Genomic DNA, 25,347 nt, shown 5'->3' on the forward strand with positions numbered 1-25,347 from the left:
CGTCTCTCATTCAACGGAAGCGACAGCATCATGAAGAACACCCAGCAGCCCACGGCCGCGCCCATCCACAAGTACCGGCCGTACCACGAGCAGATCCGCGTCGATCTGCCCGACCGTACCTGGCCTGACGCCCGCATCACCGAGGCTCCCCGGTGGTGCGCCGTTGATCTCCGTGACGGCAACCAGGCCCTCATCGACCCTATGAGCCCCGAGCGCAAACTCGTCATGTTCGAGCTGCTCGTGCAGATGGGCTACAAGGAGATCGAGGTCGGGTTCCCCAGCGCGAGCCAGACCGACTTCGACTTCGTGCGCAAGCTGATCGAAGAGAACCGCATCCCCGATGACGTGTCGATCCAGGTGCTGACGCAGGCGCGCGAACACCTGATCGCTCGCACCTACGAGTCGATCGCGGGGGCCAAGCGCGCGATCGTGCACTTCTACAACTCGACGAGCGTGCTGCAGCGCGAGGTCGTCTTCCGCACCGACCAGCAGGGCATCGTCGACATCGCCCTGGCTGGTGCGCGCCTGTGCCGCCAGTACGAGAAGACCGTGCCCGAGACCGAGGTGTTCTACGAGTACTCGCCCGAGAGCTACACCGGCACCGAGCTCGAGTTCGCCGTCGACATCTGCAACCAGGTGCTCGAGATCCTCGAGCCGACGCCCGAGCGCAAGGTCGTCATCAACCTGCCCGCCACCGTCGAGATGGCGACCCCGAACGTCTACGCCGACTCGATCGAGTGGATGTCGCGTCACCTCAACCACCGCGAGAACGTGCTGCTCTCGCTGCACCCGCACAACGACCGCGGAACCGCCGTCGCGGCGGCGGAACTCGGCTACATGGCCGGTGCCGACCGCATCGAAGGGTGCCTCTTCGGCAACGGGGAGCGCACCGGCAACGTCGACCTCGTCGCACTGGGCATCAACCTGCTGTCGCAGGGCATCGACCCCCAGATCGACTTCAGCGACATCGACCACGTCAAGCGCACGGTCGAGTACTGCAACCAGCTGCCCGTGCCCGAGCGCAGCCCCTGGGCCGGCGACCTCGTGTTCACGGCCTTCAGCGGCTCGCACCAGGACGCCATCAAGAAGGGCTTCGAGGCGATGGCCGCGCGGGCGGATGCCCAGGGCGTCACGGTCGACGAGATCGAGTGGGCCGTGCCGTACCTGCCCATCGACCCGAAAGACCTGGGCCGCTCGTACGAAGCCGTCATCCGCGTCAATTCGCAGTCGGGCAAGGGCGGCGTCGCCTACCTGCTGAAGAGCGACCACGCCCTCGACCTGCCTCGCAAGCTGCAGATCGAGTTCTCGGGTGTCGTGCAGGCCAAGACCGACGCCGAGGGCGGCGAGGTCACGAGCGACCAGATCTGGGCCGTCTTCACCGACGAGTATCTGCCGGCGCCTGACGCCGCCGATCGCTGGGGGCGTTTCGAAGTGCTCGGCACGCGCTCGTCGAGCGATATGAGCGGCGACGTCGAGCTGCACGTGCGACTGCGCGACGGCGACTCGATCGAAGACACCACCGCGAACGGCAACGGCCCTATCGCGGCGTTCCTCGAGATCGTGCGCTCGCGCGGCATCGATATCTCGCTCTACGACTACGTCGAGCACACGCTCAGTGCCGGCGGCGACGCGCAGGCGGCTTCGTACGTCGAGCTGCGGGTGGAGGGCGAGCGCCTCTGGGGTGTCGGCATCGACGGTGACATCTCGACCGCCAGCCTCAAGGCCATCATCTCGGGCGTCAACCGCGCGATCCGCACCCGCGAGAACGCGGGCGAGCTCGCCGCCGTCTGACCCCTCTTGACCGCGAGACCTCGTTCTGCGCGCGAGACCCCGACATTCGACCGGGGTCTCGTGCGTCGGAAGGGGTCTCGCGGTCTTTACGGGAGGGGCGGATGCTGCGCGTCGGGGCGGATGACCGGGATAGCCCGGGTCTCCGCGGCAACCTTGCGGCGGTAGAGCATGCGCTGTTCGGGGAGCGAGAGGTCGTACACCACGGCGAGGATGCGGATGACGGCGGTGACGGCGATGCCCGTGATCGCCGCGCCCACCAGCGGCAGCCCGAATGCGGCGGCCGTGGCGAGCACGAAGCATCCCGCCGCCGCCGCCACCGCGTAGAGCGAGCCGACGTGCATGATCGCGATGGGGAGCCCCATGAGGGCGTCGCGGAGCACGCCTCCGCCGACAGCGGCGCAAACGCCCACGAAGACGGCGGGCACCATCGGGAGGCCGAGCGCCAGCGCCTTGCTGGTGCCGAACGCGCCGAACATGCCGATCACGAAGGCGTCGAGCACGACGATGACCCGGTTGACCCGCTGGAAGACCCCGGCCAGCAGCATCCCCACGAGCGCGGCGCCGGTCGCGACGAGCAGATACCAGTTGCTCTGAAGGGTGGCGGGAGGCACACCGAGGAGCAGGTCGCGGATGAGTCCGCCGCCCATGCCGATCAGGATGCCGATGATGGCGACGCCGAGGAGATCGAGCCGCCGTTGGCCTCGGAAACCCGAGGCGAACAGCGCCCCCTGCACGCCTCCGAGCCCGACCGCGGTGAGGTCGGCCCACAGGGGGATGACGAACTCGGGCTGATCCACCCCACCATTGTCCCGCGTCGGCGGGGCGGTGCCGGCCTGACGTCGTCGGGGCGACAGATAATGGATCGTGCCCACTTATCGCGACGAAGTCGTGATCCTGCGTACCCACAAGCTGGGGGAGGCGGATCGCATCCTCACCCTGCTGAGCCGCCGCAACGGCAAGATCCGTGCGGTCGCGAAGGGCGTGCGGCGTACCTCGTCGAAGTTCGGCGCGCGCCTCGAACCGTTCATGGTCGCCGATGTGCAGCTCTACCGCGGGCGCACCCTCGACGTGGTGCAGCAGGCGGAGTCGCTCGGATCGTACGGCGCCGACATCGTCGTGGAGTACGAGCGCTACACCTCCGCCAACGCCATGGTCGAGACCGCCGACCGGCTCAACGAGTCCGAGGCGACCCCGCAGCAGTATCTTCTGCTCGTGGGGGGTCTCCGCGCCCTCGCCAAGGGCGACCACACCCCCCGCAGCGTGCTCGACTCCTACCTCCTGCGTGTCATGGCGCTGTCGGGCTGGGCGCCCGGGCTCGGCGAATGCGCGCGCTGCGGAACCGCCGGCGACCACCGGTCGTTCGTCGCGCAGCTCGGCGGCATGGTGTGCGCGAACTGCGCACCCGTCGGTTCGCCGAAGGTCGCGCCCGAGACGACATCCCTTCTCCGCTCGTTGATGGCGGGGGAGTGGGACGCCGTCGACGGCGCACCGCAGCATGCCTCTGCCGCAGCATCCGGCCTCGTCGCCGCCTATGCGCAGTGGCACCTCGAGCGCGGCATCCGCTCGCTCGCCCACGTCGAAACGGGAAGAGCGCAGATCACCCGATGAGCCCGAAGCCCTTCACCCACAAGGATGCTGTGCCCTTCCGCCCTCTGGATTGGACCGGTGAGTACCCGCCCGCCTTTCCGCGCGGATCGGTGCCGGAGCATGTGGCCATCGTCATGGACGGCAACGGCCGCTGGGCGAACCGTCAGGGCCTGACCCGCGTCGAGGGTCACCGCGCAGGTGAAGCGGCGCTTCTCGATGTCGTCGCCGGTGCCGTGCAGGCCGGTGTGAAGCACCTTTCTGTCTATGCGTTCTCGACGGAGAACTGGTCGCGCTCGCCCGACGAGGTGCGCTTCCTCATGGGGTTCAACCGCGACGTGCTGCACCGGCGTCGCGACCAGCTCAACGAGTGGGGCGTGCGAGTGCGGTGGGCCGGGCGCAAACCGCGCCTCTGGGGCTCGGTCATCAAGGAGTTGCAGTACGCCGAACAGCTGACCGCGGGCAACGACGTGCTCACCCTGACGATGTGCGTGAATTACGGCGGCCGGGTCGAACTCGTCGACGCCATGAGACGGATCGGTGAGGAGATCTCGGCGGGACGGCTGAAACCCTCGGCCGTCACGGAGAAACTGATCCGCCGTCACCTCTACCAGCCTGACATGCCCGACGTCGATCTCTTCGTCCGCTCCAGCGGCGAGCAGCGGACGTCGAACTTCCTGCTGTGGGAGTCGGCCTATGCCGAATTCGTCTTCCTCGACACCCTCTGGCCCGACTTCCGTCGTACGCACCTCTGGGATGCGATCGGGCACTATCTCGGACGGGACCGCCGGTTCGGCGGCGCCGTCGACACACCCGACGAAGAGTAGTGGGTGCTCGGGCTCACCCGATCCCGAGTTCCGCTTCGGTGAAGAGGTATTCGCGCCCGAGCCAGCTGCCGAAGCGTGGCACCGCCAGGCACGACGCGTCATCGGTGCAGCCGCGGATCACGGGGTCGTCGGCGGCGTAGGTGCGGAACACGGCGATCTTGTGCCGGAGCACCTCGCCCGACAGGTTGGCCGGTCGTTGGGCCGACTGGTACCCCATCGCGTACATGATCGTCGAGCCGCCGCGGTCGCCGCTGAACCACGCCTTGCGCGCGAGAATGCCCGTGATGGCGTGGTCTGCATGGTCGCCCTTGGCCAACGCGTTGGCGCTGCCGGGCACGTGCGTGAAGAAGGAGGCCGGCTGATAAGCGCTGATCAGGTCGCCGAGGCCCGCGACGATCGCGTTCCACGACAGGGGCGCCCCGCCCGTGGAGGGGGCGAGAGCGGCGATCTTGTCAGCGGCCAGCTTGGCCAGGCTGACCTCGCCCGTCGCGGGGTACCCCTGACCGTTGAGGTTGCCATCGGGCAGATGAAGGAAGACGAGCGAGACCCGGGTGTCATCGACGGGCTGATGCACCGAGACCGTGGCGCCGGAGGGCAGCGTCACCGCTGTCTGCGTCCAGGATGACGAGGCTCCACGGAGAACGTCGTAGGCACGGTGGATGCCCTGCACGCGGCCGTTCGCGTATTCTGCGCCGCGGCCGGCATCGCCGTCCGTGAGGAAGACGGTGCGGATGCAGCCGCCAGACGCGAGCACCTGCGGGAGCTGCGCGCCGGCGAACAGCAGATCGTCGTCTTCGTGAGCCCAGACCGACATCGCTCGGGCACCCGCGCACGCGGGACGCAGCGGATCGACCGGCGGCGGCGCGGGCGGCTCGGGCTCTGCGGTGGCCGTGGGTGACGGCACGACGGTCGGGGTCGTCGTCGGTGTGGGGGTCGGAGTCGCGTTCGCCACCGACGAGACTGTGGGCTCCGTGGTCGGCGCGACCTCGGTCGCGGATACGGCGACGCAGCCTGCCAGTCCGAATGCGACCGCAGAGGCGACGACGATGAATCCGAGTGCGGACAGGCCGCTCTTACCCCGATGACGCATGATTCTCATTTCCCCGAGATCCGCAACCCCCTTGCGAATTATCGGACCCATCATTGCACGTCGCGGTAATCCCCCCGTGTCATGGAATGCGCACCGTGGCCGAGGTGTTGCGCATGACATGACAGACGCCATCAAGATCGACGTGTGGAGCGACATCGCCTGCCCGTGGTGCTACATCGGTAAGCGCAACCTGGAATCCGGCCTTGCCGCAGCATCCACCGACGACGACGCTCCCGTCGTGGAGGTGGTCTTCCACTCCTACGAGCTCGCCCCCGACACACCGGTCGACTTCGACGGCGGCGAGACCGACTACCTCGCGCATCACAAGGGCATCCCCGCCGAGCAGGCGCGCGAGATGCTCGACCGCGTCACCGGTGTCGCCGCCGCGGCTGGCCTGGAGTACCGGTTCGACACGCTGAAGCACACGAACACGGTCAAGGCTCACCAGCTGCTGCACTTCGCCAAGGCGGAGGGCAGGCAGCCCGACCTCACCGAGCGTCTGATGTCGGCCTACTTCACCGAGGGTCGCCACCTCGGGCGGGACGACGTATTGGTCGCGCTGGCCGCCGACGCCGGGCTCGATCCCGACGCCGCGCGCGACGCGCTCGTCTCAGAGCGCTATCTCGACGACGTGCGCGCCGACCAGGCGCAGGCGCAGGCCTACGGCATCACCGGCGTGCCGTTCTTCGTGATCGACGGCAAGTACGGGGTCAGCGGCGCTCAACCCGCAGAAGCCTTCGCCCAGATCGCGCGCCAGGTGTGGGACGAGCGCCGACAGGCCAGCACCGCCGAAGCCGAGGAGTCAGTCGCCTAGAGCGCGCTCGATGACGGCCACGATCGCCGGGTCGTCGGGTTTGGTGGTCGGTCGGAAGCGGTGCACGTCACCGGTCGGGGTGAGCACGAACTTCTCGAAGTTCCACAGGATGGGCCCGCGCTTGCCCTCGAGGTCTTCGGCCTTCTTCAGCGCCTTGTAGAGGGGAGCCGCTCCCGGCCCGTTCACCTTCACCTTGTCGAGCACGGGGAAGCTGACTCCCCAGGTGGTCGCGCAGTAGTCGAGGATCTCGTCCATCGACCCCGGCTCCTGCCCCATGAACTGGTTGCAGGGAAAGCCCAGCACGGTGAAGCCGCGGTCGCCGTACGTGCGCTGCAGCTCCTCGAGCTGCTCGTACTGCGGGGCCAGGCCGCACTTCGATGCCACGTTCACGATGAGGAGCACGTCTTGTCCGTACGCTGCAAGGCTCGTCGGCTCACCATCCGCCGTTTGGAACGGGATGTCGCGGAGATCTGTGGAATCAGCGGTCATGGTCCCCAGGCTAGAACCGTGAGCAGCTCTCGTGGGTCAACGTCTGGGAGAATGGAACAATGACTTCGACCCTCGCTCCGACGCGCTCGCTGCGCATCGGTCCCATCGAGCTCGACGCCCCCGTCGTGCTGGCTCCGATGGCCGGGATCACGAACACCGCTTTCCGTCGCCTCTGCCGTGAATACGGCGCCGGGCTGTATGTCAGCGAGATGATCACGACCCGTGCGCTCGTCGAACGCAACGCCGTGACGATGCGTCTGATCCAGCACCATGAGTCCGAGACGCTGCGTTCCATCCAGCTGTTCGGCGTCGACCCGGCCACGACCGAGAGCGCCGTTCGTCTGCTGGTGGAAGAAGACCGCGCAGACCACATCGATCTGAACTTCGGCTGCCCGGTGCCCAAGGTCACGCGCAAGGGCGGCGGAGCGGCCCTGCCGTGGAAACTCGGGCTCTTCCACGACATCGTCTCGCGCGCGGTCAAGGCCGCGGGTGACATCCCTCTCACCGTCAAGATGCGCAAGGGCATCGACAAAGACCACCTGACATTCCTCGATGCCGGACGCATCGCCGAAGACGCAGGTGTGGCGGCCGTGGCGCTCCATGCCCGCACGGCGTCGGAGTTCTACTCGGGTCACGCCGACTGGTCGGCGATCACCGCGCTCAAAGAAGCCGTCACCAGCATCCCGGTCCTCGGCAACGGCGACATCTGGTCTGCCGCCGACGCGCGGCGCATGATGGAGCAGACCGGGTGCGACGGGGTCGTCGTGGGCCGCGGATGCTTGGGACGACCGTGGTTGTTCGGAGATCTCGCTCGCGAGTTGGGCGGTCCGGATGCGGCGATGGGCGCCCCCGTCGACGCGACGCTCGGCTTCGTCGCCGACGCCTTCCGCCGTCACGCCGAGCTGCTGGTCGACTTCTACGAGGACGAGCTGCGCGGGTGCCGGGACATCCGCAAGCACGCGTCGTGGTACTTCAAGGGCTATCCCGTCGGCGGCGACCTGCGCGCGCAGCTGGCCATGGTGTCGAGCCTTGCCGAGATCGACGACCTCCTCGAAACGATGGACCGCTCGGCGCCGTACCCCGGCGCCGGAGCGGAGGGCCAGCGCGGGCGCGCCGGCACGCCCAAGCGCACGGCTCTACCCGACGGCTGGCTCGCCTCTCGTGAGATCGGCCTCGAGGCGTCCAGCGCCCTCGCCGCCGCGGAGATCGACAACAGTGGCGGCTGAGAGCGGCGCGGTGGTCGCCGCCGCCCGCCCCGCCGGTTACGACGATCCCGACGCCGCGCGTTTCCACGTCGAAGAGCACCGTTCGCGTCGTGACGATTTCGCGCGTGACCGCGCCCGTGTGCTGCACTCGGCTGCGCTTCGCCGCCTCGCCGCCAAGACCCAGGTGCTCAGCCCCGCGAGTCCCGCCGACTTCGCGCGCAACCGCCTGACCCACTCGCTCGAGGTCGCCCAGGTCGGTCGCGAGCTCGCCACCGCGTTGCAGCTCTCACCCGACGTGGTCGACACCGCCTGCCTCAGCCACGATCTCGGTCACCCGCCGTTCGGGCACAACGGTGAGCGAGCGCTCAATGACTGGGCCGAAGACATCGGAGGATTCGAGGGCAACGCTCAGACCCTCCGCATCCTCACCCGTCTCGAGCCGAAGGTCATCGACGACGACGGACGCAGCTTCGGGCTGAACCTCACGCGAGCCAGCCTCGACGCGACGTGCAAGTACCCCTGGACCTCCGAGCACCCTTTGCCCGATCCCGGCGGGCGGTTGAAGTACGGCGTGTATCCCGACGATGAGCCCGTCTTCCGGTGGATGCGCGACGGTGCGCCGGGGCGCGTCCGGTGCATCGAGGCCGAGGTCATGGACCTCTCCGACGACATCGCCTATTCGGTGCACGATTTCGAAGACGCGATCACCAACCGCTACCTCGATCCGCGCCTGCTCGCCGACACCGGTGAGCACTCCGGGCTCCTGTCTGCGATCCAGACGTGGGTCGGTTTCGACTTCCCCCGGGAGGAGCTCGAAGACGCTCTGTACCGGCTCATGCGCCTGCCCGAGTGGTTGCCGTCGTTCGACGGCAGCCGCCCCGACCTCGCCCGGCTCAAGAACCTCACGTCAGACCTCATCGGCCGGTTCGCGCGGGCTGCGACGGCCGCCACCCGTGAGGCGTTTCCGCTCGAAGCCCTCACCCGTTACCGGGCTCACGTCGTCGTGCCTCGGGTCGTCGAGGCCGAGATGGCGGTGCTCAAGGGCATCATCGGGGCGACGGTCGTCTCGATCGACGGTCGCAAGGCGCTCTACAAAGAGCAGCGTGGCGTGCTCAAGCGGCTGGCGTCGGCGCTGTGGGAACAGCCCGACTCGCTCGACGCGATCCACGCCGACGATTTCGCGTCGGCCGCCGACGACGCCGCGCGCCGTCGCGTCGTGGTCGATCAGGTCGCGAGCCTCACCGACCAGCTGGCGATCGCCTGGCATGGGCGGCTCGTGGGCGAGGTGGATGCTGCGTCTCTCGGCGTCTGGGCGCCGTGGGCGCCCGCACCGACCGCCGGGGACCGCTGATGGCGGGGCGGATTCGTCAGGCCGACATCGATGAGGTGAAAGCCAGAACGAACATCGCCGACATCGTGGGGGAGCGGGTCGCGCTCAAGTCGGCGGGCGTCGGCTCGATGAAAGGGCTCTGTCCGTTCCACGACGAGCGCAGCCCGAGCTTCCACGTGCGGCCCCAGGTCGGCTTCTACCACTGCTTCGGCTGTGGCGAGTCGGGTGACGTCTACTCGTTCTTGCGCGCCATGGATCACGTGTCTTTCACCGAGGCCGTCGAGCGGCTGGCCGGGCGCGTCGGATACACGCTGCACTACGAAGACGGGGGAGCGGCACCGGAGACCAGCGGTCGTTCACGCCTGTACGCCGCGAACGCGGCGGCGGCGGAGTTCTTCCGCGCGCGCCTGCTCGACCCCGAGGCCGAGACCGCGAGAAGGTTCCTCGGCGAGCGTGGATTCGATGCCGGCGCCGCCGCGCATTTCGGCGTGGGTTACGCGCCGAAGGGCTGGTCTGCTCTGCTCGACCATCTCGTCGCGCAGAAGTTCACGAGAGAAGAACTCGAGCAGGCCGGGCTCGTCTCTCGAGGACAGCGCGGTGTCTACGACCGATTCCGCGGCCGGCTGGTGTGGCCGATCCGCGACGTCACGGGCCAGGTCATCGGTTTCGGAGCGCGCAAGCTCTACGACGACGACCAGGGCCCCAAGTACCTCAACACCCCCGAGACGCCGATCTACCGCAAGTCGCAGGTGCTCTACGGTCTCGACCTCGCCAAGCGCGACATCTCTCGCGGGCATCGTGTGGTCGTCGTCGAGGGCTACACCGACGTCATGGCCTGTCACCTCGCGGGTGTGACGGGGGCGATCGCGACATGCGGAACCGCGTTCGCGGCCGACCACATCACCGTGCTGCGGCGCGTCATGGGAGACGATTCCGCGTCGGGGGAGGTCGTGTTCACGTTCGATCCCGATGCGGCGGGTCAGAAGGCCGCTCTGCGCGCGTTCGGCGACGAGAAGCGCTTCTCGGCCCAGACGTACGTCGCCGTCGCCCCGGAGGGGCTCGACCCCTGCGATCTGCGTCTCAAGCGCGGCGACGGGGCCGTGCGGGCCCTCATGGACAACAAGGTGCCCATGTTCGAGTTCGTGATCGACCAGCGACTCTCGGGTTACGACCTCGCGACTGTCGAAGGACGCGCCGCGGGCCTGCGCACCGCCGCCCCCATCGTGGCCGAGATCCGAGACCCGTCGCTGCGTCCCGGCTATACCCGCGTGCTAGCTCGACGACTCGGACTCGACCTCTCCGAGGTGTCGGCGGCCGTCGACCGCGCCGCGCGGAGTGCGCGTGCCGACGGGGCGTCATCGCGCGGTGACGACCGCACACCGTCACCGTCCGCGCCCGCCGAAGCCCCGGTTCCCGAGCTGCGCGTCACCGTCGCCACCCTGCCGCGATCGCGCGACGTGGCGATCGAGCGCGACGCGCTCATGGCGTTCCTGCAGTATGGACATCACGTCGACGCATCCCTGCTCTCCCGTGCTCTCGCGGCCCCCTTCACGCATCCCGGGCTCGAGGCCGTGCGGTCGGTGCTCGCGTCGTCGAACGACGCGTCGAAGCCGGGGTGGGCCGCCGATGCGGTGAGCGCAGTGCGTGAGCCCTATCGCACGCTCGCCGCCGAGCTGCTGACGTCGGATTTTCCCGCACGCGACGAGGCACACGCGATCGCGTCGGCGAACGATCTGGCGGTGAACCTCCTGCGACGGGTTCTCGACCGCGAGAAGACCGAGCTGCTGGGGGCGATCCAGCGCGTTCCCGCAGACTCGGCCGACGGACGAACGCTTCGCCTGCGTCTGCGGGAAGTAGACATCGAGCGCCAGCGCCTGGTCGGTGCGCAGTAGCGTTCGCGCCCCCGGGCAGGCAGGATGAAACCCATGTCTCGCGCGAAAACACCCGACGTCTCGATTCGGGTTGACGATCTGTCGCTCATCCGGGGTGACGCGCGCGTGATCGACGGCCTATCGTTCACACTCGCCCACGGTGAGACGCTGACGATCATGGGCCCCACCGGTGCCGGCAAATCGAGCCTTGCCGCGGTCCTGGCAGGACGCGCGGGCGGCTCGATCTCGGTCGCCGGGGGTGAGGCTGTCGTGGAGGGCATCTCCGTGAAGCGGCCCGGGAGGGCGCTGCGCACCCTGACGTATGTGACCGGCTACCTTCCGCAAGGCGGCGGATCCGACCTCCCCGCGCGTCTGACCGTGTCGGAGGTGATCGCCGAGCCGATCACCAGCCGCGATCGGCGCGTCAATCCGCGTGCTCTCGCGGTGCGTGTCGCGACGCTGCTCGACGAGATGCAGCTGCCTCTCGGAGCCGCCCCGAAGTACCCCTACGAGCTCAGTGCGGGTATGCGTCAGCGTGTCGCGATGGCCAGGGCTCTCGTTCTCGATCCGCGTCTGGTCGTCGCCGATGACCTGTACGCGAACCTCGACATCGAAGTGAGGGAGACCGTTCTCGAGGCGGTACGCCGTCGGCGCGCGTCTTACGGCCTGTCCGCCCTCGTGGTGACGAACGACCCGGATGCTGCGCGCGAACTCGATTCCGACGTGCTGGTGCTGCGAGCCGGCCACACCGTCGCCTACGGGGCCGACGCCGGCACGATGGTCTGGACGCCAGACGAGGCGAACGACCACCGTTCGGTCGTCCGCTGATGGGGGCGCCCCAGACTCCGAAGGCCGCCGCGGAATATCAGCGGAACGCTCTCGCGCCGGGAATCCTGGCCGCCATCGTGCTCGTCGCGGGTATCGCCTTGGTCGGACAGGAGTATTACCTCGCCGTCAGGTTCGTCGTAGCGATCCTGGCGGTCATCATCGGCTGGTTCGCCATTCAGGCGGGTCAGTGGTGGTGGGCACCCGTCATGCTCGCCATCGCGCTCATCTGGAATCCGGTATACCCGATAAACATCACCGGTGAGTGGCTCGTCGGTGCGCACATCGTCGGCGCCGCCGTCTGTCTCGTGGCCGGTGCGCTGATCAGATTCCGCCGCACGCCCGCTGCGTAGCATCCGGCTGATCTCTCGTCAGGGCGCGACGCCGAACCTACACTCGGAACCATGCGCCATGGCATCGTGATCCTCCCGCAGGAACCCTGGACGACGGCTCGGAAGAAATGGGGGTCAGCGGAAGCGCTGGGCTTCGATCACGCGTGGACCTATGACCACCTTTCGTGGCGCACTCTGGCCGACCAGGTCTGGCACGCGACCGTGCCGACGCTCACCGCGGCAGCCGTGGTGACGCAGAGGATCCGGCTGGGAACCTTCGTCGCCTCGCCGAACTTCCGCCACCCGGTCCCGTTCGCGAAAGAGGTCGCGACCCTCGACGACATCTCCGGCGGCCGCTTCGTTCTGGGAGTCGGTTCGGGAGGCACCGGCTTCGACGCGTTCGTGCTCGGCCAGCCCGAGTACTCGCCCCGCGAGCGACACGAGCGCTATGTCGAGTTCGTCGCCGTCCTCGACGAGCTCCTCCGCCACGAGCCTGCGGGCTCCGGCGGTTTCGACGTCGACGGTCGGTGGTTCACGGCGCGCGGCGCCCGCATGGTGGGGGAGCCTGTGCAGCGCCCCCGGGTGCCGTTCGTTCTCGCAGCCAACGGCCCGAAAGGACTCGCGCTCGTCGCCGAACGAGCTCAGGGATGGGTCACCACGGGGTGGGAAGGGCGCACCGGCGAGGAGTGGTGGCAGTCGGTCGAGATGCTCTCGCGTCGCCTCGATGACGCGCTGGAGAACGTCGGACGCAGCTCGGGATCGATCGACCGCTATCTCTCCCTCGACTCGGGCGGCTTCTTCTCGTTCGAGAGCGTCGCGCGCTTCGAAGAGATGGTCGAGCGTGCCGAGGCGCTCGGCTTCACCGACGTGATCTCGCACTGGCCGCGCGCCGACGGCATCTACGCCGGAGACGAAGACGTTCTCCACGAGGTCGCTTCACGGCTCGTCGCGGCGCCGTGACCCGAGCGGGGCCGACCTCGTGTTCGCCGACACCCGCACACGACGAAGGCCCGAAGCGCGCGCTTCGGGCCTTCACTGAGTTGGCTCCCCGGCTTGGACTCGAACCAAGAACCTATCGGTTAACAGCCGATTGCTCTGCCAATTGAGCTACCGAGGATCACATCGCCCGTTCGCAGGGCAACCCCTCGATACTAGCAAAGCGAAAGGGGTGGTCGGAAACTCAGGCGTCCAGATCGTCGATTCCGGGTGTCCATGACTTGCCCGGACGCCCCCATCCGCGCTTCTTCGCGATCTTCTGCGCGGTCTTCCAATCGGAGTCGTCGAGCCGGTCGACGTAGAGGATCCCGTCGAGGTGATCGAACTCGTGCTGAAGGATGCGGGCTCGCCACCCGTCGACCTGGATGCTGACCGACTGGCCGTCGAGGTCGGTGCCCGTGATGAGCACCTCGTCCGACCGGCGAAGCGGGAAGCGCTCACCCGGGAACGACAGGCACCCCTCCGACTCCTCCTCATCGTCGGGAGCGCCGGGCTCGAGCGGCCTCATCCACAACTCGGGGTTGAGAATCACGCCACGCCACGGTGCGCCGTCGTCGTCCGTGTAGCTGTACGTGAAGATGCGCAGACCGACGCCCACCTGGGGGGCGGCGAGTCCGACCCCGGGCGCAGCATCCATCGTCTCGAACATGTCGTCGACGAGCGTGCGGATCTCATCCGAGATCTCGGCGACGCGGCTGGCGGGGGCGTGGAGAACGGGGTCTCCCATGATGCGGATAGGAAGAACGGCCACGCCTTGAGCCTATCGAGCGATTCCGGCGGTTAGTGTCGGAGGGTGATTGGCGCCGAAGTTTTGCTGAACGACGTCACGGATGAACTCGTCGGTATCTTCCGCGACCCCGGGATTCTCCTCGGGATCCCTCTCGCGTTGGCGGGTGCGGTTTTCATGTCTTTCGGTGCGCAGTACCAGCACCGCGGCGTGATGAAGGTCGAACGTGTCACCGGTCAGACCGGCGCGGGGCTCAGCGGTCGGCAGCTGCTGGCGCTGCTCGGTCGCCCGTCGTGGGTCATCGGCACGCTCATGCTGGGGCTTGCGATCATCTGTCAGCTCGGTGCGCTGTCGGTCGCGCCGCTGATTCTCGTGCAGCCCATCGGCGCGATCGCGCTCGTCATCACGACTCTGCTCAACGCACGGGTTTCGGGACACAAGCCGACTCGACGGTCGATCTTCGCGATCGTGCTGTGTATCGGCGGCATCTTCTCCTTCGTGACGATCGCGGCATTCTTCGCGACCGAGCACGCGATCACGGCGCGAGAGCTCTCGATCATCCTCGTCATCCTTCTGGTGGTCCTCGCCATCTTCGGTGGCACGTGGCTCGCGCGTCGCCGAAAGCTGCGCGCGTTGTTCTACATCTCCGCCGGTGGCGTGGTCTACGGATTCGTCGCCACGCTCGCGAAGGTCGTCATCAGCCGGGCGCAGGACGGCAACTTCGACTGGTTGACGGTGCTGTGCGTCGTCGGGCTCCTGATCGCCGCGGGCGTCGGTTCGTACTTCGTGCAGACGTCGTACTCTGTCGGTCCGCCCGACCTCGTGATCGCGGGTCTCACCGTGATCGACCCGATCGTGGCCGTCGTGATCGGCCTCGTGGTGCTCGGCGAGGCGTCGACCGCTCCGCCGTGGGCGCTCGTCGGCTTCGGCATCGCGGGCGCGATCGCGATTGTCGGCGTGTTCCTGCTGACGCGCTACCACCCGCAGATCATCAGCGACAGCCAGGAGCTCGGCATAGCCCGCGGGAGTGGCCGGGAGCACCCGCCGCTGGTGTGACCGCGTGACGATAAACTCGTCGACGCAGGGGGCGGTGGCCAAGCTGGTCAAGGCAGCGGGCTCATAACCCGACGATCGTGGGTTCAAGTCCCACCCGCCCTACAAAGAACCGGGGAAACATGCGGGAGGACCGCGCGTAGAAGTTGCAGCAGTGGCGTCCCGGATTCATTTAGGGGGCCGCTTCTGGACGTTTCCCCCGCGAGGTACGCATGAGGTGCCGGCGGCCACGTGTTCTCGCGCATGCAGTGAGTCCTCTGATGGAGGGCACCTTTCAATTCCCAGCGGAGCACCGCTGGGGCAATGAGCGCACTACTCCTCCGTGATCAGACCTTCGTCGAGATACACCGTGGCATAGAGGTTTACGCCGAGAGCGGCGATCCGTCCGGCGACCTCAGCCGGGAGAACAAAGCCGCCCTGGGCGGAGTCGGAAGACCCGTGCCACCACAGTCGCGCTTCGCAGTCGTCCGGGAGTTCGGCGACCCTGCCAGCGGCGGTGCGGGTAATTCGGAGTATTTCCTTCAGTGATCCGGTGCCGGTTTGGTCTTCTTCCGTGTTGTTCATCGTGTCCGCATCTACGGACCATGTGTGATGCTCGCGGACTCGACCTGACCGGAGGGTGACACCTTTTGGCCTGACTTCAGTCGGGTCAAGCCCCAGCAATCTCGAGATCGTCTCAGGGTCCGTCTCCGTTGACGTGACGACGAAACTCGCTCTACCCGACCGGATCATGCGGCTGAGCCTAGAGCACTCCGTAACGGGCGCTGCAGGCGCTGTATTGATCGCGAACAGCTCGCGCATTGCCGATCTATTCAGTTGCGCGGGTGGATCGAGCAGCGGGCGTCTGTAAGGGCTGCTTGTGAACTCAGCCGTAGCGCGCGGTAAGGAGTCCCGTTAGCTTCGATCACATGAACGTCGCTGCCAAGTTCACCGCGGGCGTCGCCGTGCTCGTCGTGGGCGGCCTCGTCGCCCTCGCTGCGCCAGCCATCTTTGGCGCGTACGCAGAGATGTCGTCGTGGGCCATCTTCCAGCCACCGGAGGAGCCGACTGTCGAGCCAGCGCCCGACGAGACGGAGGACACCCTTGGCGCGGAGATGATTGATGAACTCGGCGACGGCTACGTGTACGTAGGGAACGGCACCGCGATCCCGAAGGGCTCCCCTCCCGGGTGCGACGACCCGGCCTGGCTGCACGTCGGCGGGATGAGCGCGAGCCTGAGCGGGAACCTGGTGGATCGAGGCGCGCGCGACCTCGCCGCAGGCATCGCGGGCACGGACGAAGAGGGTCAGATTGTGACGTACACCGTGGCGCCCGGTGATGCGATCTACGCGATCGGCGATCGATTCTGCATCGCGAACGCGCTGACGCTTACGATGCTCAACCACACGCGTACGATTCAACCCGGCGAGGTGCTGTTGCTTCACCCTGACAGCTCCATCCCGTGGATTCCGTACTTCAACCCCGCCGGCGCGCCCGCGGGGTACCAGCAGATTCCGTACCAGCTCGCGGTTGAAGCGATGAGCGCTGCGGCCCACGCTGACGATCTCGACGCCATGCGCAGGATCTTTGCTGACGACCTTGCGCACCTGTTCCCGCACCCGGCCGACGCCGACGTGATCGCAAAGGCACTCGACGCTGGCGACCTCGATATGCTGCGCCAGATGTTCGCGTAGCCACCTCGGCGGCGATAGCGAGGTGCTTCTCCCTCTTGCGGGGGAGGCGGGCAGATCGACCGCGGAATACCGTCTTCGTATGTCGATTGAACGACTATCGCGTGCGTCAACGGGTGCACTCGGCGCAGTTGCACTCGGTTTCGTCGCGGGCCTGCTCTCGGCAGACCCGCTGCTCGGGGTCGCGGTAGCGATGTTCACCGCGATCCCCTTCGCATACCTGACCACCACATCCTCGCGAGGAGGGCGATCGACGCGGGCCCTTCCGGCGACGGAGCGTGAGCGCCCGGGTAAGAATGACGAGCCCGACGAATGCAGACCACACGGCACCTGACATGATGCCGGGTTCGATGCAGTTGACCGACTACGCCCCGAGCGAGCTCGGGGAGTAGTGGGCGATACCGGTGGCTACGCCCCGATAAGCGGAGGTCGCGCAATGGCTTTCGAACCCGTCATGGAAGACGAAGCGGCTCCTGGGCTGGTTCCCGAGACGCCGATGATCACAGGGTAAGCGCCCGCGGCCTCCGCCGAGCGTCCGCCGTGGCTCGTAGATTGGATGGAACGGACGGGAGCGGAGTTGGAGACGACCGCAGTGCGAGCGAAGAACGTCGAGGCGGCAATCCACAGCGCCGAGATCGAAGGGCTGCGCATCAGCAAAGCGACCCTCACCGACGCCAACGCGTACGTTGCCGGGACGATCGACTCGACCGAGCTCGTCGATCGGGTGCGCACCCGATATGGCCTCTCCTGAGGTTGTCGATCCCTTCTGATCCCGGGAACGAACGTCCCGCGGAACCGTCTCGGGCTGACCTCGGCCGAGGATCTCAGCGCCGCTGAAGCCGACCTCTCCTTCGTCCGAGCACTTCAACTGCTCGATGAGCAGGTTCCGGCGACGAACAATCTGCAGGAGCTGATGCGGATCCATCTTCACCTGTTCCAAGATGTCTACGATTGGGCGGGGCAGGTGAGGACGATCGACGTTCGGAAGAACGTGCCGGGTGCCGAGTTCTTCCTCCCCGTCGGGTTCATCGAGCGAGCGGCGAGCAACTGTTTCGGCGAGCTGGCTGAGGCCGACCACCTTGGTGGCCTATGCCGCGAGGAGTTCGTCGAGCAACTCGCTTATCACTACGAGAAGATCAACGATGTCCACCCCTTCCGGGAGGGAAACGGACGAATGCAGCGCATCTACTGGAATCGCGTCGCATTGGCCGCTGGATGGCAACTCGACTGGCGCCCCGTCCACGGTGAGGAGAACCATCTCGCCGCACGCGCTGGGTCCGACCAACAAGACCTCAGACCGTTGATCCGCATGTTCGACAAAGTGGTGACGGTGCCCGATGCGCAGACGCGCGGGGACTGGTCAGCCGACGAGATCAAGCGTTTGGCGATACGGCCGTACAAAACCTAACCGGAGATCGGTGCGATCAGGCCCTCCGCCTTCGGGAAGCCACGCAAGCCCCCGCAATGCAGAAAAGTGCGACACGCGCGCCGTCGGGGTGCAGAGGCGGCGATGCTGTTCGCGCGTTGCGCGTGGCATATTGTCGGTGAGTGCTCGACTCCTCCACGCTGCTGCTGATCCTCTTCATCGACCTCGGCGTGCTCGTGTCGGTGATCGGCGTGATGGTGTTCGTCTACATCCTCCGGCCCCGCGTGGCCAAGAATCGCGGGGCGGCAATGCCCCAGCGGCGAACCGAAGACGCCTAGCGGCACCGGCGGCGCAGCATCCGCCACCCAATGCCTACATGCGGTCGTCCTTCGTCGTCTCTGCCACGTCGAAGGTGTCTACACGCTCTACCTCGACGCCAGCGGACAAGCGCCGGGCCGGGCGACCTCGAGCAGATGTCGCGCAACCTCCCTCACCGCGGGTGCGCATGTCGATCTCACCGAAGTGCCACAGCTCTCGCACCTGCACGCGATCGTCCCCGCAGCATCCCACTGGCCATACGTGCGCACCTGGCTCGAGAAACGACGTGGCTGAGCCGGTCCGAGGCCATCGCCGTCATTGCGGCGCCGGAGGGAGCTAGTAGGGGAGCACCCCGGGCTGCAGGTTCTCGGTCTGGTCGCCGACGAGCGTGAGCTGCCGTGGGTCGATGCGGCGCACCTGCGAGCCGTCGGCGAGGTCGTCGAGGGTGATCCAGAAGATGTTCGGGCTCCGGGTCGACCCGAAGTAGTAGACCCGGTTCGTCAGATCGGCACCGGAACGCCACCACGTCGGATAGACGTCGCCGGTCGAGTAGGGCGCGCCGTACGGCACCGACACGTTGGCGATGAGCTGGAAGACCCCGGCGACGGCTTCTTCGAGATTGGCCGGCTCGGGGAGGTAGTGGAGGAAATACGACGAGCGGACGAAGCGATCCGACGACGTGATGTCTCCGGGCGGTGGCAGCTCACCCCCGAAGGGGCGGTAACGCGCCAGGTTCTCGAGCTGCTTGTCGAGGGTGGGGGAGTTCGCCATGACGGTGTACTCGGGGCCGTGGTGCACGACCAGCGTGCCATCGAGCGGCTCGATGATCGCGGAGTCGCCGGTCGCGTCCTCCAGAGCGATGTGGATGCCGAGCTCGATACCGCGAAAGGTGGGCGAGGTGATCCGGATGCTGTTGATGTCGGCGACGGCCTCGGCCACTGTCGCGTAGTTGTCGAGCAGGTACTGCACCCAGAGCGCGTTCGGCACGGAGGGGCGGCCGTCGGGGTCGGGAAACGACACGTCCTCAGGGTCGAGGTAGAGCGCGTGCGCGCCCAGGCCCTTTTCATTGAGGCCGTCGACGGTGCCCATGCTCCACATGCTGGTGACGACACTCGAGTACCGCGAGCGCCACGCGTGCGCGTCGGTGTCGCCCGTGCCCCCGCGCTCGGTGCCGCGCGGCACGAACCAGAGCTCGGGCTCGTCGCTCACCGACCAGTCCATGCAGCGGCTGACGGTCTTGGCGATCGGGTTGTCGTTCCAGAGGATTCGCGTACACACCACTGCACCATAGCGTTCACGGAGAGAGCGGACCGCTATCGTGCAGATATGGCCCAGAACAGCGACGAACACCCGGTTTCGCCGTGGGCATGGCCGGGCGAGTGGGTTCGAGAGGAGAAGTTCTGGCGCGACATCGGAGCGAGAGTTCTCGCGGGCGTCGTCACGGCCGCCATCGTGTATGTCGGAGCCCTCGTGCTCGGGTACCTCCATACCCCCGAGGTCGGCGCGGGCGTCATGATCGTGCTCATCGGCGCGGGCGCACTGATCTTGGGCTCGTCGGGTGCGGCCGTCCTGCTCGGGATGCGAACCCGCTCTCGCTCGGGCGCGCGCGCCATCGGACGCGTGCTGATCGGCACCCTGCTGATTGTGCTCGCCATCGCGCTGGTGATCGGCGGGCTCGTCGACCTGCTGCGCCCCTGACGAGCGGTCTCCCGTCTTCGCCGGATGCTGCGGGGTCAGGGCATCGCGTCGCCGATGTAGGAGTACTTCACGAAGACCTCCGACGCGAGTCCGGCTTCGTCGAGCACGCCTTGCACCGCGGTGAGCATGTAGCGCGAGTCCCATCCCATGTAGAGGAAGTGGTCGTGATCGAGTGCGTCCCACTGTCCGTTCCACGACTGGGCCCCGTAGACGGGGCCGCCCCGGCGGCCGCTGAACGCCACAACAGACTCGCGCGAGTCGGCCCACAGCCGCTTGAACACGCGGTTGAAGAGGTACTTGACGTCGTAAACCTCCCAGTGCTCGCCGCAGTATTCGACGTAGTCCCATTCCCGCTGCCAGCCGCGCGGCCACCCGCGCCTGCGCTTCGCGTCGAGGATAGGGGTCAACCCGTCGTCGTCGATGTCAACGACCGGCGGCTTCGCCCAGATCTCGAGGAACCGTTCGCCGAGTGAGGCCGATCGCGCGGAGATGGCGGCCGTGTTCCACGCCGGCACCGACGCGAGCTCGGCGGAGATGTCGACCGCGCTGCGCGGGTAGATCCCGTCACGCTTATCGGGGTAGGTGCGGTCGACCGCGCGCTCCGCGAGTCCTTCCTCGAGGAGCGTGAGGTTGCCGAGCGTCTTCGCCAGCGCCCGGTGGCTGTTCTGCTCGTCCTCGGTGTACTCCGACCATTCGCGCGTGCCGTCGCCGCTCCACGTGTCGGCGGGCGCGGGCGGGAAGATCCACTCGAGCTCGACGTCGGGGGAGTCCGTCGCCGCGAGACGCCGGAGAACGTATGTCGGATGGGGGAGCTCGCTGTACTTGAGGCCTACGCGCACGCGCTCGTCCGACGGGGTGATGCGCGAGATGGCCTTCTCGAGCTCGTCCTGCCCGTCGGCGCGGGCTCGGCACAGGCGCGCGACGAGCCGGTCGTTGGCCAATCCGACGACGCTGCGGCGCAGGAGGAGGGCTTGCACGAACCCGAGAGTGCGCAGCAGCGTCGGCTTGTGCACAGCATCCGTCAGGTAGTCGCCGTAGGCCCGCATGATCAGCGGGTACATGCCACGGCCGAAGGTGTTGAGGTAGCCGATCTGGCGCGCTATCTCGGGGTCCGGCTCGTGGGCGGGCTCGAGCAGCACGCGGTAGATCTCCGAATAGGCCTTCCACTGCGCCGCATCCGCCCGGAGTTGCGCCAGGTCGAGTCGCGGGAACTCGGCCCGGAACGCGTCGTACACACCGCGCTCACCGACCGTCGACACTTCGCGCCCGGTGCGCATGACGAGGTAGTGCCGCCAGAACGATGCGATCGTGTCACCGGTGTTCTGCTCGATGGGAAGCCAGAACCCGTCTTCGATCTCGGTCTGCTCGTCGTGCGACAAGCCCATGAGCACGTAGTTGTGGATCAGCTCGTGGTCGCGCAGAGGCTCGCCGGTGGAGTTGAGGCTCTCGAAGATCTGCTGGGCGTTGGCGCCCGCGCCCAGAGTGATCGAGACGTGCTCGAGCTTCTGCAGCCCGCGCCAGATGCTGGGCGCTTCGGCGAGGCTCACCTGGCTGCGGAAGAACGCGTAGTTGTCGTCGAAGCGCGTGTCGCGTGCGGCGTCGTCGGCATGCGCGTCCATCATCACGGCGCGGAAGGCGTCTGCCCACGCGCGATGCGGACGCAGCTTCGTGCGCGACGGATCGGCCGCGCGCACGATCACGCGCTCGAGTTCGGCCGCCATCTCCGGATGCGTTCCTCGCACGGTGTGGTGAAGCGCCGCGACCAGCAGCATCAGCGTCGTGATGCGCTGCTGGCCGTCGATGAGCACGAGCTCGCCGGTGGTGTCCTCCGTATTGACGGCAGACAGGATGGAGCCGATGAAGTGCATGCGCCGATCGTCGGTGTCGGCGACGGCGCGGATGTCGGCGAGCAACTGCTCGCAGCCGCCGATGTCCCAGCGGTACTGCCGCTGATAGACGGGAACGACGATGCTCGTCTCGGGCGACGACAGCCATCCGATGGTGTTGACGGCGGTCGCATCGACATTCGTGGCGCTGACCATTCTCGGTACCGGTCTCCGTTCGGCATCGGGGGAGCGTCGAACCGGGTGCGGCGCGAGCCCTGGCGAGTCTAACCGAGCTCCCGGGATCGACCGGGGTGCCGATGTAGGCTTGCCTTACCAGGGCCAGGAAAAACGTACTGGCCCCCTACGGAAGGCATGACTCACCTCATGGGTTACATCAAATCGGCCGCTCTCGAAGAGACCGGCTACGTGGTTCTGGACCGCTACAACAAAGAGATCGACCCCAAGGAATGGCTCGACATCGAGTACGTCGATTGGAAGTCGTCGGGTGACACCCGCTTCGCCCCGCTCGCCTCGCGCGACGGAGAGATCGAGTGCGCCGGATTCTGGAGCGGGAAGAATCCCCGCACCGACAAGGACGGCATCTGGATCGACTCGCAGACCGCGCTCGCCCCGACGCTCACCGAGCGCGCGATGGAGCCCGGTGCGAACGTCGGCCGCTGCCGCATCATCGAGCTGCAGCCGAACACGTATGCCGACTGCCTCTACAACCTCCACCAGGACGACAACAACCGCCTCAACCCCGACGGCACCGGGTGGGTCGTGCGCGGTTTCTTCAACCTCACCGACGACAAGGACAGCTACTTCGTCCTGCGCGAGAACCGCACCGACCCCAGCAAGGAGACGCGCATCGCGCTTCCGGCGGGTGCGCAGCTCATCGTCGACACGCAGCGCCTCTGGCACGCCGCCACGCACCCGGGCAACGACCCGCGCTACTGCCTCATCACGTCGTGGACGTCGGGCCCCGAGCTCGACGCCTACATCGAGAAGTACAACGGTGTGAACCACGTCGACAGCTACGAGGTGCCGCAGGATCAGCTCGACGCCGGTCAGGCCGAGCAGACCCGCCGGCTCGCCGCCCGCGCCGCTGCTCTCGCGGCCCGCGGCCAGGCAGAGCAGACGGTCATGAGCGAGGCGTAAACACTCCTCTGAGAATGGCCCCGGTCGGATTCGATCGGGGCCATTTCTTCGTCCGGAATCACACGCTTGTGATTCCGCGGCTCACCGGAGATAATTGCGACAGAACAACCGAATATGCCGGGTTCCGGTCAGGTCGTAGGGGAAGACGTACCTGACGAAGGAGAAACCATGGCAACTGCGTCTTCGCGCGGAGTGATCTACATCCACTCCGCGCCACGTGCACTATGCCCACACCTGGAGTGGGCTGTCGGTCGCGCCCTCGGGCGTGCCGTCAATTTCGAGTGGTCCGAGCAGCCCGTGCTGTCGGGTGCTCGCCGTACGGAGTTCTTCTGGGAAGGGCCCGTCGGTTCGGGTGCAGCTCTTGCGAGCGCTATCCGCGGATGGGAGCACCTCCGCTTCGAGGTGAGCGAAGACCCGACGCCGCGCAGCGACGGCGGCCGTTGGATGCACACGCCCGGCCTCGGCATCCACTACGCGCAGACGGATGCTTCGGGAAACGTCGTCATCGGAGAAGACCGCCTCCGTTACGCCATGGAGCTCGCGGGCGGCGACGCGTTCGAGTTGCAGCGCGAACTGCACGTGGCGCTGGGCGCAGCCTGGGACGAAGAGCTCGAGCCGTTCCGTCACGCGTCCGACGAGGTTCCCGTCGTCTGGCTGCACAAAGTCGGCTGAGAGGCCGCGAGATCTCAGGCGGGTGAGGCGTCGGTAACGGCGGCCGGTGGGGCGTCCCGGTGCCGCGAACGCGAATTACCCGCCTGATACGGAAGATGCCCCCGGCTCCGGCCGGGGGCATCTTCGCGTGCAGCGGCGGTTACACAGAAGCGAACGCGACGACGGCGTTGTGGCCGCCGAACCCGAAGGAGTTGCTGATCGCGAGCTGCGGGCCGTCGCCGAGTGGGATCGTCGATCCGGAAAGCCGGAACGGCACCGCCGGGTCTTGCTCGGTGAGGTTGATGGTGGGGGGCGCCTGACGGTCGCGGATCGCGAGGATCGTGAAGATGGCCTCGAGTGCACCGGTGCCGCCGAGAAGGTGGCCGGTCGAGGCCTTCGTCGCCGAGACCGGGATCTCATCGACGCGCTCACCGAAGACGGTGCGCAACGCGGTGTATTCGTTCGGGTCTCCGACCGGGGTGGACGTCGCGTGGGCATTGATGTGCGTGACGTCGTCGGGAGACGCATCGGCTGCCTTCAACGCCATGCGCACGGCGCGCGCCGCGCCCGTGCCCTCGGGGTCGTTGGCGGTGATGTGGTACGAATCCGCGGTCACACCGCCACCGACGACGGTGGCGTAGATCTTGGCCCCGCGCGCCTTCGCGTGCTCCTCGGTCTCGAGGATCAGCACGCCCGCACCCTCGCCCATGACGAAGCCGTCGCGGTCGATGCTTGCCGGGCGCGAAGCGGTCTCGGGCGAGTCGTTGCGACGCGAAAGCGCCTGCATCGACGCGAAGGACGCGATGGTGATCGGGTGCACGGCAGACTCGGTGCCGCCGGCGATGACGATGTCGGCGAGCCCATCCTGCAGGTGCTCGACGGCGTTCACGATCGATTCGGTACTCGACGCGCAGGCCGAGGCGACGGTGCGGGCGAAGGCGCGCGCACCGAAGTGGAGGGAGAGGTTGCCGGCGGCCGCGTTCGGCATGAGCATCGGCACCGTCATCGGCATGACCCGCCGCGGTCCCTTCTCGCGAAGCGTGTCCCAGGCGTCGAGCAGAGTCCAGACACCACCGATACCGGTGGCGAAGTCCACGCCGAGCCGTTCGGGGTCGACCTCGGGGCTGCCGGCGTCTTCCCACGCCTCCATGGCGGCCACCATGGCGAGCTGCGAAGACGGGTCGAGGCGCTTCGCAAGGGGACGGGCGAGCACGGTCTCGGGGCGCACCATCGCCTCGGCGGCGAAGGTGACCGGGAGGTCGTACTTCTCGACCCAGTCGTGCTCCAGCGTCCGGGTGCCGGATACGCCGTCCAGCAGGGCGGACCAGCTCTCCGGTGCCGTTCCGCCGATGGGCGAGGTGGCACCGATGCCGGTGACGACGATGCGTGTCGTGCTCATGTATTGAAGATCCTCGAGGTATGTGGTGGGGGCGCGGTGGCCCCCACCGCAGGTACTACGCCTGGGCCGACGTGATGTAGGTGACGGCGTCGCCGACGGTCTTGAGGTTCTTGACCTCGTCGTCGGGGATGGTGACGCCGAACTTCTCCTCGGCGTTGACGACGATCGTCATCATCGAGATGGAGTCGATGTCGAGGTCGTCGGTGAACGACTTCTCGAGAGCCACCTCGTCGGCGGAAATACCGGTCTCGTCGGTGATGAGCTCTGCCAGCCCGGCGAGGACCTCGTCGTTGGTGAATGCCATGGTGTCTCCTGTTCTGAGGGTGT

Annotated in this window: 27 protein-coding genes and 2 tRNA genes; 19 read left to right on the forward strand and 10 right to left on the reverse strand. The window is 67.3% G+C overall.

The window, feature by feature from the left end; genetic code table 11:
* Nucleotides 1–30: 30 nt before the first annotated feature.
* The gene (gene leuA / locus DEA06_RS03235; RefSeq protein WP_116646816.1) at nt 31–1,791 is read left to right on the forward strand and encodes a 2-isopropylmalate synthase; all 1,761 of its coding nucleotides are present in this window, start codon (nt 31–33) and stop codon (nt 1,789–1,791) included.
* An 86-nt stretch (nt 1,792–1,877) separates the two neighbouring features.
* On the opposite strand, the gene DEA06_RS03240 is transcribed toward leuA, so the two are convergent.
* Nucleotides 1,878–2,588, reverse strand: a complete 711-nt coding sequence (locus tag DEA06_RS03240; protein ID WP_116646482.1) for a TRIC cation channel family protein — start codon at nt 2,586–2,588, stop codon at nt 1,878–1,880.
* Between the two features lie 67 nt (nt 2,589–2,655).
* On the opposite strand from DEA06_RS03240, the gene recO reads away from it, so the two are divergent.
* Nucleotides 2,656–3,399, forward strand: coding sequence for a DNA repair protein RecO (gene recO / locus DEA06_RS03245; RefSeq protein WP_116646483.1), 744 nt, complete (start codon nt 2,656–2,658; stop codon nt 3,397–3,399).
* Complete coding sequence (locus DEA06_RS03250; RefSeq protein ID WP_116646484.1) at nt 3,396–4,202, forward strand: isoprenyl transferase; 807 nt, start codon at nt 3,396–3,398, stop codon at nt 4,200–4,202. The genes recO and DEA06_RS03250 overlap by 4 nt, the downstream gene beginning before the upstream one ends.
* 13 nt (nt 4,203–4,215) lie before the next feature.
* On the opposite strand, the gene DEA06_RS03255 is transcribed toward DEA06_RS03250, so the two are convergent.
* Nucleotides 4,216–5,292, reverse strand: coding sequence for a PIG-L family deacetylase (locus DEA06_RS03255; protein WP_116646485.1), 1,077 nt, complete (start codon nt 5,290–5,292; stop codon nt 4,216–4,218).
* Nucleotides 5,293–5,410: 118 nt separating this feature from the next.
* On the opposite strand from DEA06_RS03255, the gene DEA06_RS03260 reads away from it, so the two are divergent.
* Nucleotides 5,411–6,106, forward strand: a complete 696-nt coding sequence (locus tag DEA06_RS03260) for a DsbA family oxidoreductase (protein ID WP_116646486.1) — start codon at nt 5,411–5,413, stop codon at nt 6,104–6,106.
* On the opposite strand, the gene DEA06_RS03265 is transcribed toward DEA06_RS03260, so the two are convergent.
* Entirely contained in the window at nt 6,095–6,595 is a 501-nt protein-coding gene (locus DEA06_RS03265) for a glutathione peroxidase (protein WP_116646487.1), read from the reverse strand. The genes DEA06_RS03260 and DEA06_RS03265 overlap by 12 nt on opposite strands.
* 59 nt (nt 6,596–6,654) lie before the next feature.
* Between DEA06_RS03265 and dusB the strand changes: the two genes are divergently transcribed.
* The 6 genes from dusB to DEA06_RS03295 are packed head-to-tail and all read left to right on the forward strand — an operon-like array spanning nt 6,655 to nt 13,118.
* Nucleotides 6,655–7,821 (forward strand): tRNA dihydrouridine synthase DusB, encoded by a 1,167-nt coding sequence (dusB, locus tag DEA06_RS03270; RefSeq protein ID WP_116646488.1) that lies wholly within the window; start codon nt 6,655–6,657, stop codon nt 7,819–7,821.
* Nucleotides 7,811–9,151: a deoxyguanosinetriphosphate triphosphohydrolase gene (locus tag DEA06_RS03275; RefSeq protein ID WP_116646489.1), complete on the forward strand. Its 1,341-nt coding sequence runs from the start codon at nt 7,811–7,813 to the stop codon at nt 9,149–9,151. The genes dusB and DEA06_RS03275 overlap by 11 nt, the downstream gene beginning before the upstream one ends.
* Nucleotides 9,151–11,022, forward strand: a complete 1,872-nt coding sequence (gene dnaG / locus DEA06_RS03280) for a DNA primase (protein ID WP_116646817.1) — start codon at nt 9,151–9,153, stop codon at nt 11,020–11,022. The genes DEA06_RS03275 and dnaG overlap by 1 nt, the downstream gene beginning before the upstream one ends.
* A gap of 33 nt (nt 11,023–11,055) precedes the next feature.
* Nucleotides 11,056–11,829, forward strand: coding sequence for an ATP-binding cassette domain-containing protein (locus tag DEA06_RS03285; RefSeq protein ID WP_116646490.1), 774 nt, complete (start codon nt 11,056–11,058; stop codon nt 11,827–11,829).
* Nucleotides 11,829–12,179 carry a DUF6804 family protein gene (locus DEA06_RS03290; RefSeq protein WP_116646491.1) on the forward strand — a complete coding sequence of 117 codons (351 nt, stop codon included), beginning with the start codon at nt 11,829–11,831 and terminating at the stop codon, nt 12,177–12,179. The genes DEA06_RS03285 and DEA06_RS03290 overlap by 1 nt, the downstream gene beginning before the upstream one ends.
* Before the next feature lie 51 nt (nt 12,180–12,230).
* A complete protein-coding gene (locus DEA06_RS03295; RefSeq protein WP_116646492.1) occupies nt 12,231–13,118 on the forward strand; it encodes an LLM class flavin-dependent oxidoreductase in 888 nt (295 codons plus the stop codon).
* An 81-nt stretch (nt 13,119–13,199) separates the two neighbouring features.
* Here DEA06_RS03295 and DEA06_RS03300 read toward each other — a convergent pair.
* A tRNA-Asn gene (locus tag DEA06_RS03300) sits at nt 13,200–13,275 on the reverse strand.
* 63 nt (nt 13,276–13,338) lie between these two features.
* The gene (gene def, locus DEA06_RS03305; protein WP_116646493.1) at nt 13,339–13,905 is read right to left on the reverse strand and encodes a peptide deformylase; all 567 of its coding nucleotides are present in this window, start codon (nt 13,903–13,905) and stop codon (nt 13,339–13,341) included.
* Nucleotides 13,906–13,947: 42 nt separating this feature from the next.
* Here def and DEA06_RS03310 point away from each other — a divergent pair, with 42 nt between their 5' ends.
* Both DEA06_RS03310 and DEA06_RS03315 read left to right on the forward strand, forming a co-directional pair.
* Complete coding sequence (locus tag DEA06_RS03310; protein WP_116646494.1) at nt 13,948–14,937, forward strand: DMT family transporter; 990 nt, start codon at nt 13,948–13,950, stop codon at nt 14,935–14,937.
* Between the two features lie 28 nt (nt 14,938–14,965).
* Nucleotides 14,966–15,039 (forward strand) — tRNA-Ile (locus DEA06_RS03315).
* A gap of 207 nt (nt 15,040–15,246) precedes the next feature.
* Here DEA06_RS03315 and DEA06_RS03320 read toward each other — a convergent pair.
* Nucleotides 15,247–15,735, reverse strand: coding sequence for a DUF4279 domain-containing protein (locus DEA06_RS03320; protein ID WP_116646495.1), 489 nt, complete (start codon nt 15,733–15,735; stop codon nt 15,247–15,249).
* Nucleotides 15,736–15,842: 107 nt separating this feature from the next.
* On the opposite strand from DEA06_RS03320, the gene DEA06_RS03325 reads away from it, so the two are divergent.
* The 4 genes from DEA06_RS03325 (at nt 15,843) to DEA06_RS16455 (ending at nt 18,308) form a co-directional block, all read left to right on the forward strand.
* Nucleotides 15,843–16,607, forward strand: coding sequence for a hypothetical protein (locus DEA06_RS03325; protein WP_116646496.1), 765 nt, complete (start codon nt 15,843–15,845; stop codon nt 16,605–16,607).
* A 589-nt stretch (nt 16,608–17,196) separates the two neighbouring features.
* Complete coding sequence (locus DEA06_RS03330) at nt 17,197–17,355, forward strand: hypothetical protein (protein WP_240606786.1); 159 nt, start codon at nt 17,197–17,199, stop codon at nt 17,353–17,355.
* Between the two features lie 162 nt (nt 17,356–17,517).
* Nucleotides 17,518–18,012: a Fic family protein gene (locus tag DEA06_RS03335; RefSeq protein ID WP_240606787.1), complete on the forward strand. Its 495-nt coding sequence runs from the start codon at nt 17,518–17,520 to the stop codon at nt 18,010–18,012.
* Nucleotides 18,013–18,152: 140 nt separating this feature from the next.
* On the forward strand, nt 18,153–18,308 hold the full coding sequence (locus DEA06_RS16455; RefSeq protein ID WP_165817908.1) for a hypothetical protein: 156 nt from the start codon (nt 18,153–18,155) through the stop codon (nt 18,306–18,308).
* Nucleotides 18,309–18,624: 316 nt separating this feature from the next.
* On the opposite strand, the gene DEA06_RS16460 is transcribed toward DEA06_RS16455, so the two are convergent.
* Nucleotides 18,625–19,566, reverse strand: a complete 942-nt coding sequence (locus tag DEA06_RS16460; protein ID WP_165817909.1) for a linear amide C-N hydrolase — start codon at nt 19,564–19,566, stop codon at nt 18,625–18,627.
* Nucleotides 19,567–19,614: 48 nt separating this feature from the next.
* Here DEA06_RS16460 and DEA06_RS16465 point away from each other — a divergent pair, with 48 nt between their 5' ends.
* Nucleotides 19,615–19,986: a hypothetical protein gene (locus DEA06_RS16465; protein WP_165817910.1), complete on the forward strand. Its 372-nt coding sequence runs from the start codon at nt 19,615–19,617 to the stop codon at nt 19,984–19,986.
* 35 nt (nt 19,987–20,021) lie between these two features.
* On the opposite strand, the gene DEA06_RS03345 is transcribed toward DEA06_RS16465, so the two are convergent.
* Complete coding sequence (locus DEA06_RS03345) at nt 20,022–22,028, reverse strand: DUF262 domain-containing protein (protein WP_116646500.1); 2,007 nt, start codon at nt 22,026–22,028, stop codon at nt 20,022–20,024.
* A gap of 168 nt (nt 22,029–22,196) precedes the next feature.
* Here DEA06_RS03345 and DEA06_RS03350 point away from each other — a divergent pair, with 168 nt between their 5' ends.
* Both DEA06_RS03350 and DEA06_RS03355 read left to right on the forward strand, forming a co-directional pair.
* On the forward strand, nt 22,197–22,970 hold the full coding sequence (locus DEA06_RS03350; RefSeq protein WP_116646818.1) for a hypothetical protein: 774 nt from the start codon (nt 22,197–22,199) through the stop codon (nt 22,968–22,970).
* A 168-nt stretch (nt 22,971–23,138) separates the two neighbouring features.
* Entirely contained in the window at nt 23,139–23,642 is a 504-nt protein-coding gene (locus DEA06_RS03355) for a DUF3145 domain-containing protein (protein WP_116646501.1), read from the forward strand.
* Between the two features lie 139 nt (nt 23,643–23,781).
* On the opposite strand, the gene DEA06_RS03360 is transcribed toward DEA06_RS03355, so the two are convergent.
* Nucleotides 23,782–25,020: a beta-ketoacyl-[acyl-carrier-protein] synthase family protein gene (locus DEA06_RS03360; protein WP_116646502.1), complete on the reverse strand. Its 1,239-nt coding sequence runs from the start codon at nt 25,018–25,020 to the stop codon at nt 23,782–23,784.
* A 55-nt stretch (nt 25,021–25,075) separates the two neighbouring features.
* A complete protein-coding gene (locus tag DEA06_RS03365) occupies nt 25,076–25,324 on the reverse strand; it encodes an acyl carrier protein (RefSeq protein ID WP_116646503.1) in 249 nt (82 codons plus the stop codon).
* Nucleotides 25,325–25,347 lie beyond the last annotated feature (23 nt).

The sequence above is a fragment of the Microbacterium sp. Gd 4-13 genome (genome assembly GCF_003095395.1).
Lineage (GTDB): Bacteria > Actinomycetota > Actinomycetes > Actinomycetales > Microbacteriaceae > Microbacterium.

What these genes read in the sequence shown, in the direction of transcription:
- leuA (WP_116646816.1), top strand. Translation starts at nt 31, where the DNA reads ATGAAGAACACCCAGCAGCCCACGGCCGCGCCCATCCACAAGTACCGG.
- DEA06_RS03250 (WP_116646484.1), top strand. Translation starts at nt 3,396, where the DNA reads ATGAGCCCGAAGCCCTTCACCCACAAGGATGCTGTGCCCTTCCGCCCT.
- DEA06_RS03255 (WP_116646485.1), bottom strand. Translation starts at nt 5,292, where the DNA reads ATGCGTCATCGGGGTAAGAGCGGCCTGTCCGCACTCGGATTCATCGTC.
- DEA06_RS03260 (WP_116646486.1), top strand. Translation starts at nt 5,411, where the DNA reads ATGACAGACGCCATCAAGATCGACGTGTGGAGCGACATCGCCTGCCCG.
- DEA06_RS03265 (WP_116646487.1), bottom strand. Translation starts at nt 6,595, where the DNA reads ATGACCGCTGATTCCACAGATCTCCGCGACATCCCGTTCCAAACGGCG.
- dusB (WP_116646488.1), top strand. Translation starts at nt 6,655, where the DNA reads ATGACTTCGACCCTCGCTCCGACGCGCTCGCTGCGCATCGGTCCCATC.
- dnaG (WP_116646817.1), top strand. Translation starts at nt 9,151, where the DNA reads ATGGCGGGGCGGATTCGTCAGGCCGACATCGATGAGGTGAAAGCCAGA.
- DEA06_RS03285 (WP_116646490.1), top strand. Translation starts at nt 11,056, where the DNA reads ATGTCTCGCGCGAAAACACCCGACGTCTCGATTCGGGTTGACGATCTG.
- DEA06_RS03290 (WP_116646491.1), top strand. Translation starts at nt 11,829, where the DNA reads ATGGGGGCGCCCCAGACTCCGAAGGCCGCCGCGGAATATCAGCGGAAC.
- DEA06_RS03295 (WP_116646492.1), top strand. Translation starts at nt 12,231, where the DNA reads ATGCGCCATGGCATCGTGATCCTCCCGCAGGAACCCTGGACGACGGCT.
- DEA06_RS03320 (WP_116646495.1), bottom strand. Translation starts at nt 15,735, where the DNA reads ATGCGCGAGCTGTTCGCGATCAATACAGCGCCTGCAGCGCCCGTTACG.
- DEA06_RS03325 (WP_116646496.1), top strand. Translation starts at nt 15,843, where the DNA reads ATGAACGTCGCTGCCAAGTTCACCGCGGGCGTCGCCGTGCTCGTCGTG.
- DEA06_RS03335 (WP_240606787.1), top strand. Translation starts at nt 17,518, where the DNA reads ATGCGGATCCATCTTCACCTGTTCCAAGATGTCTACGATTGGGCGGGG.
- DEA06_RS16465 (WP_165817910.1), top strand. Translation starts at nt 19,615, where the DNA reads ATGGCCCAGAACAGCGACGAACACCCGGTTTCGCCGTGGGCATGGCCG.
- DEA06_RS03345 (WP_116646500.1), bottom strand. Translation starts at nt 22,028, where the DNA reads ATGGTCAGCGCCACGAATGTCGATGCGACCGCCGTCAACACCATCGGA.
- DEA06_RS03350 (WP_116646818.1), top strand. Translation starts at nt 22,197, where the DNA reads ATGGGTTACATCAAATCGGCCGCTCTCGAAGAGACCGGCTACGTGGTT.
- DEA06_RS03355 (WP_116646501.1), top strand. Translation starts at nt 23,139, where the DNA reads ATGGCAACTGCGTCTTCGCGCGGAGTGATCTACATCCACTCCGCGCCA.
- DEA06_RS03360 (WP_116646502.1), bottom strand. Translation starts at nt 25,020, where the DNA reads ATGAGCACGACACGCATCGTCGTCACCGGCATCGGTGCCACCTCGCCC.
- DEA06_RS03365 (WP_116646503.1), bottom strand. Translation starts at nt 25,324, where the DNA reads ATGGCATTCACCAACGACGAGGTCCTCGCCGGGCTGGCAGAGCTCATC.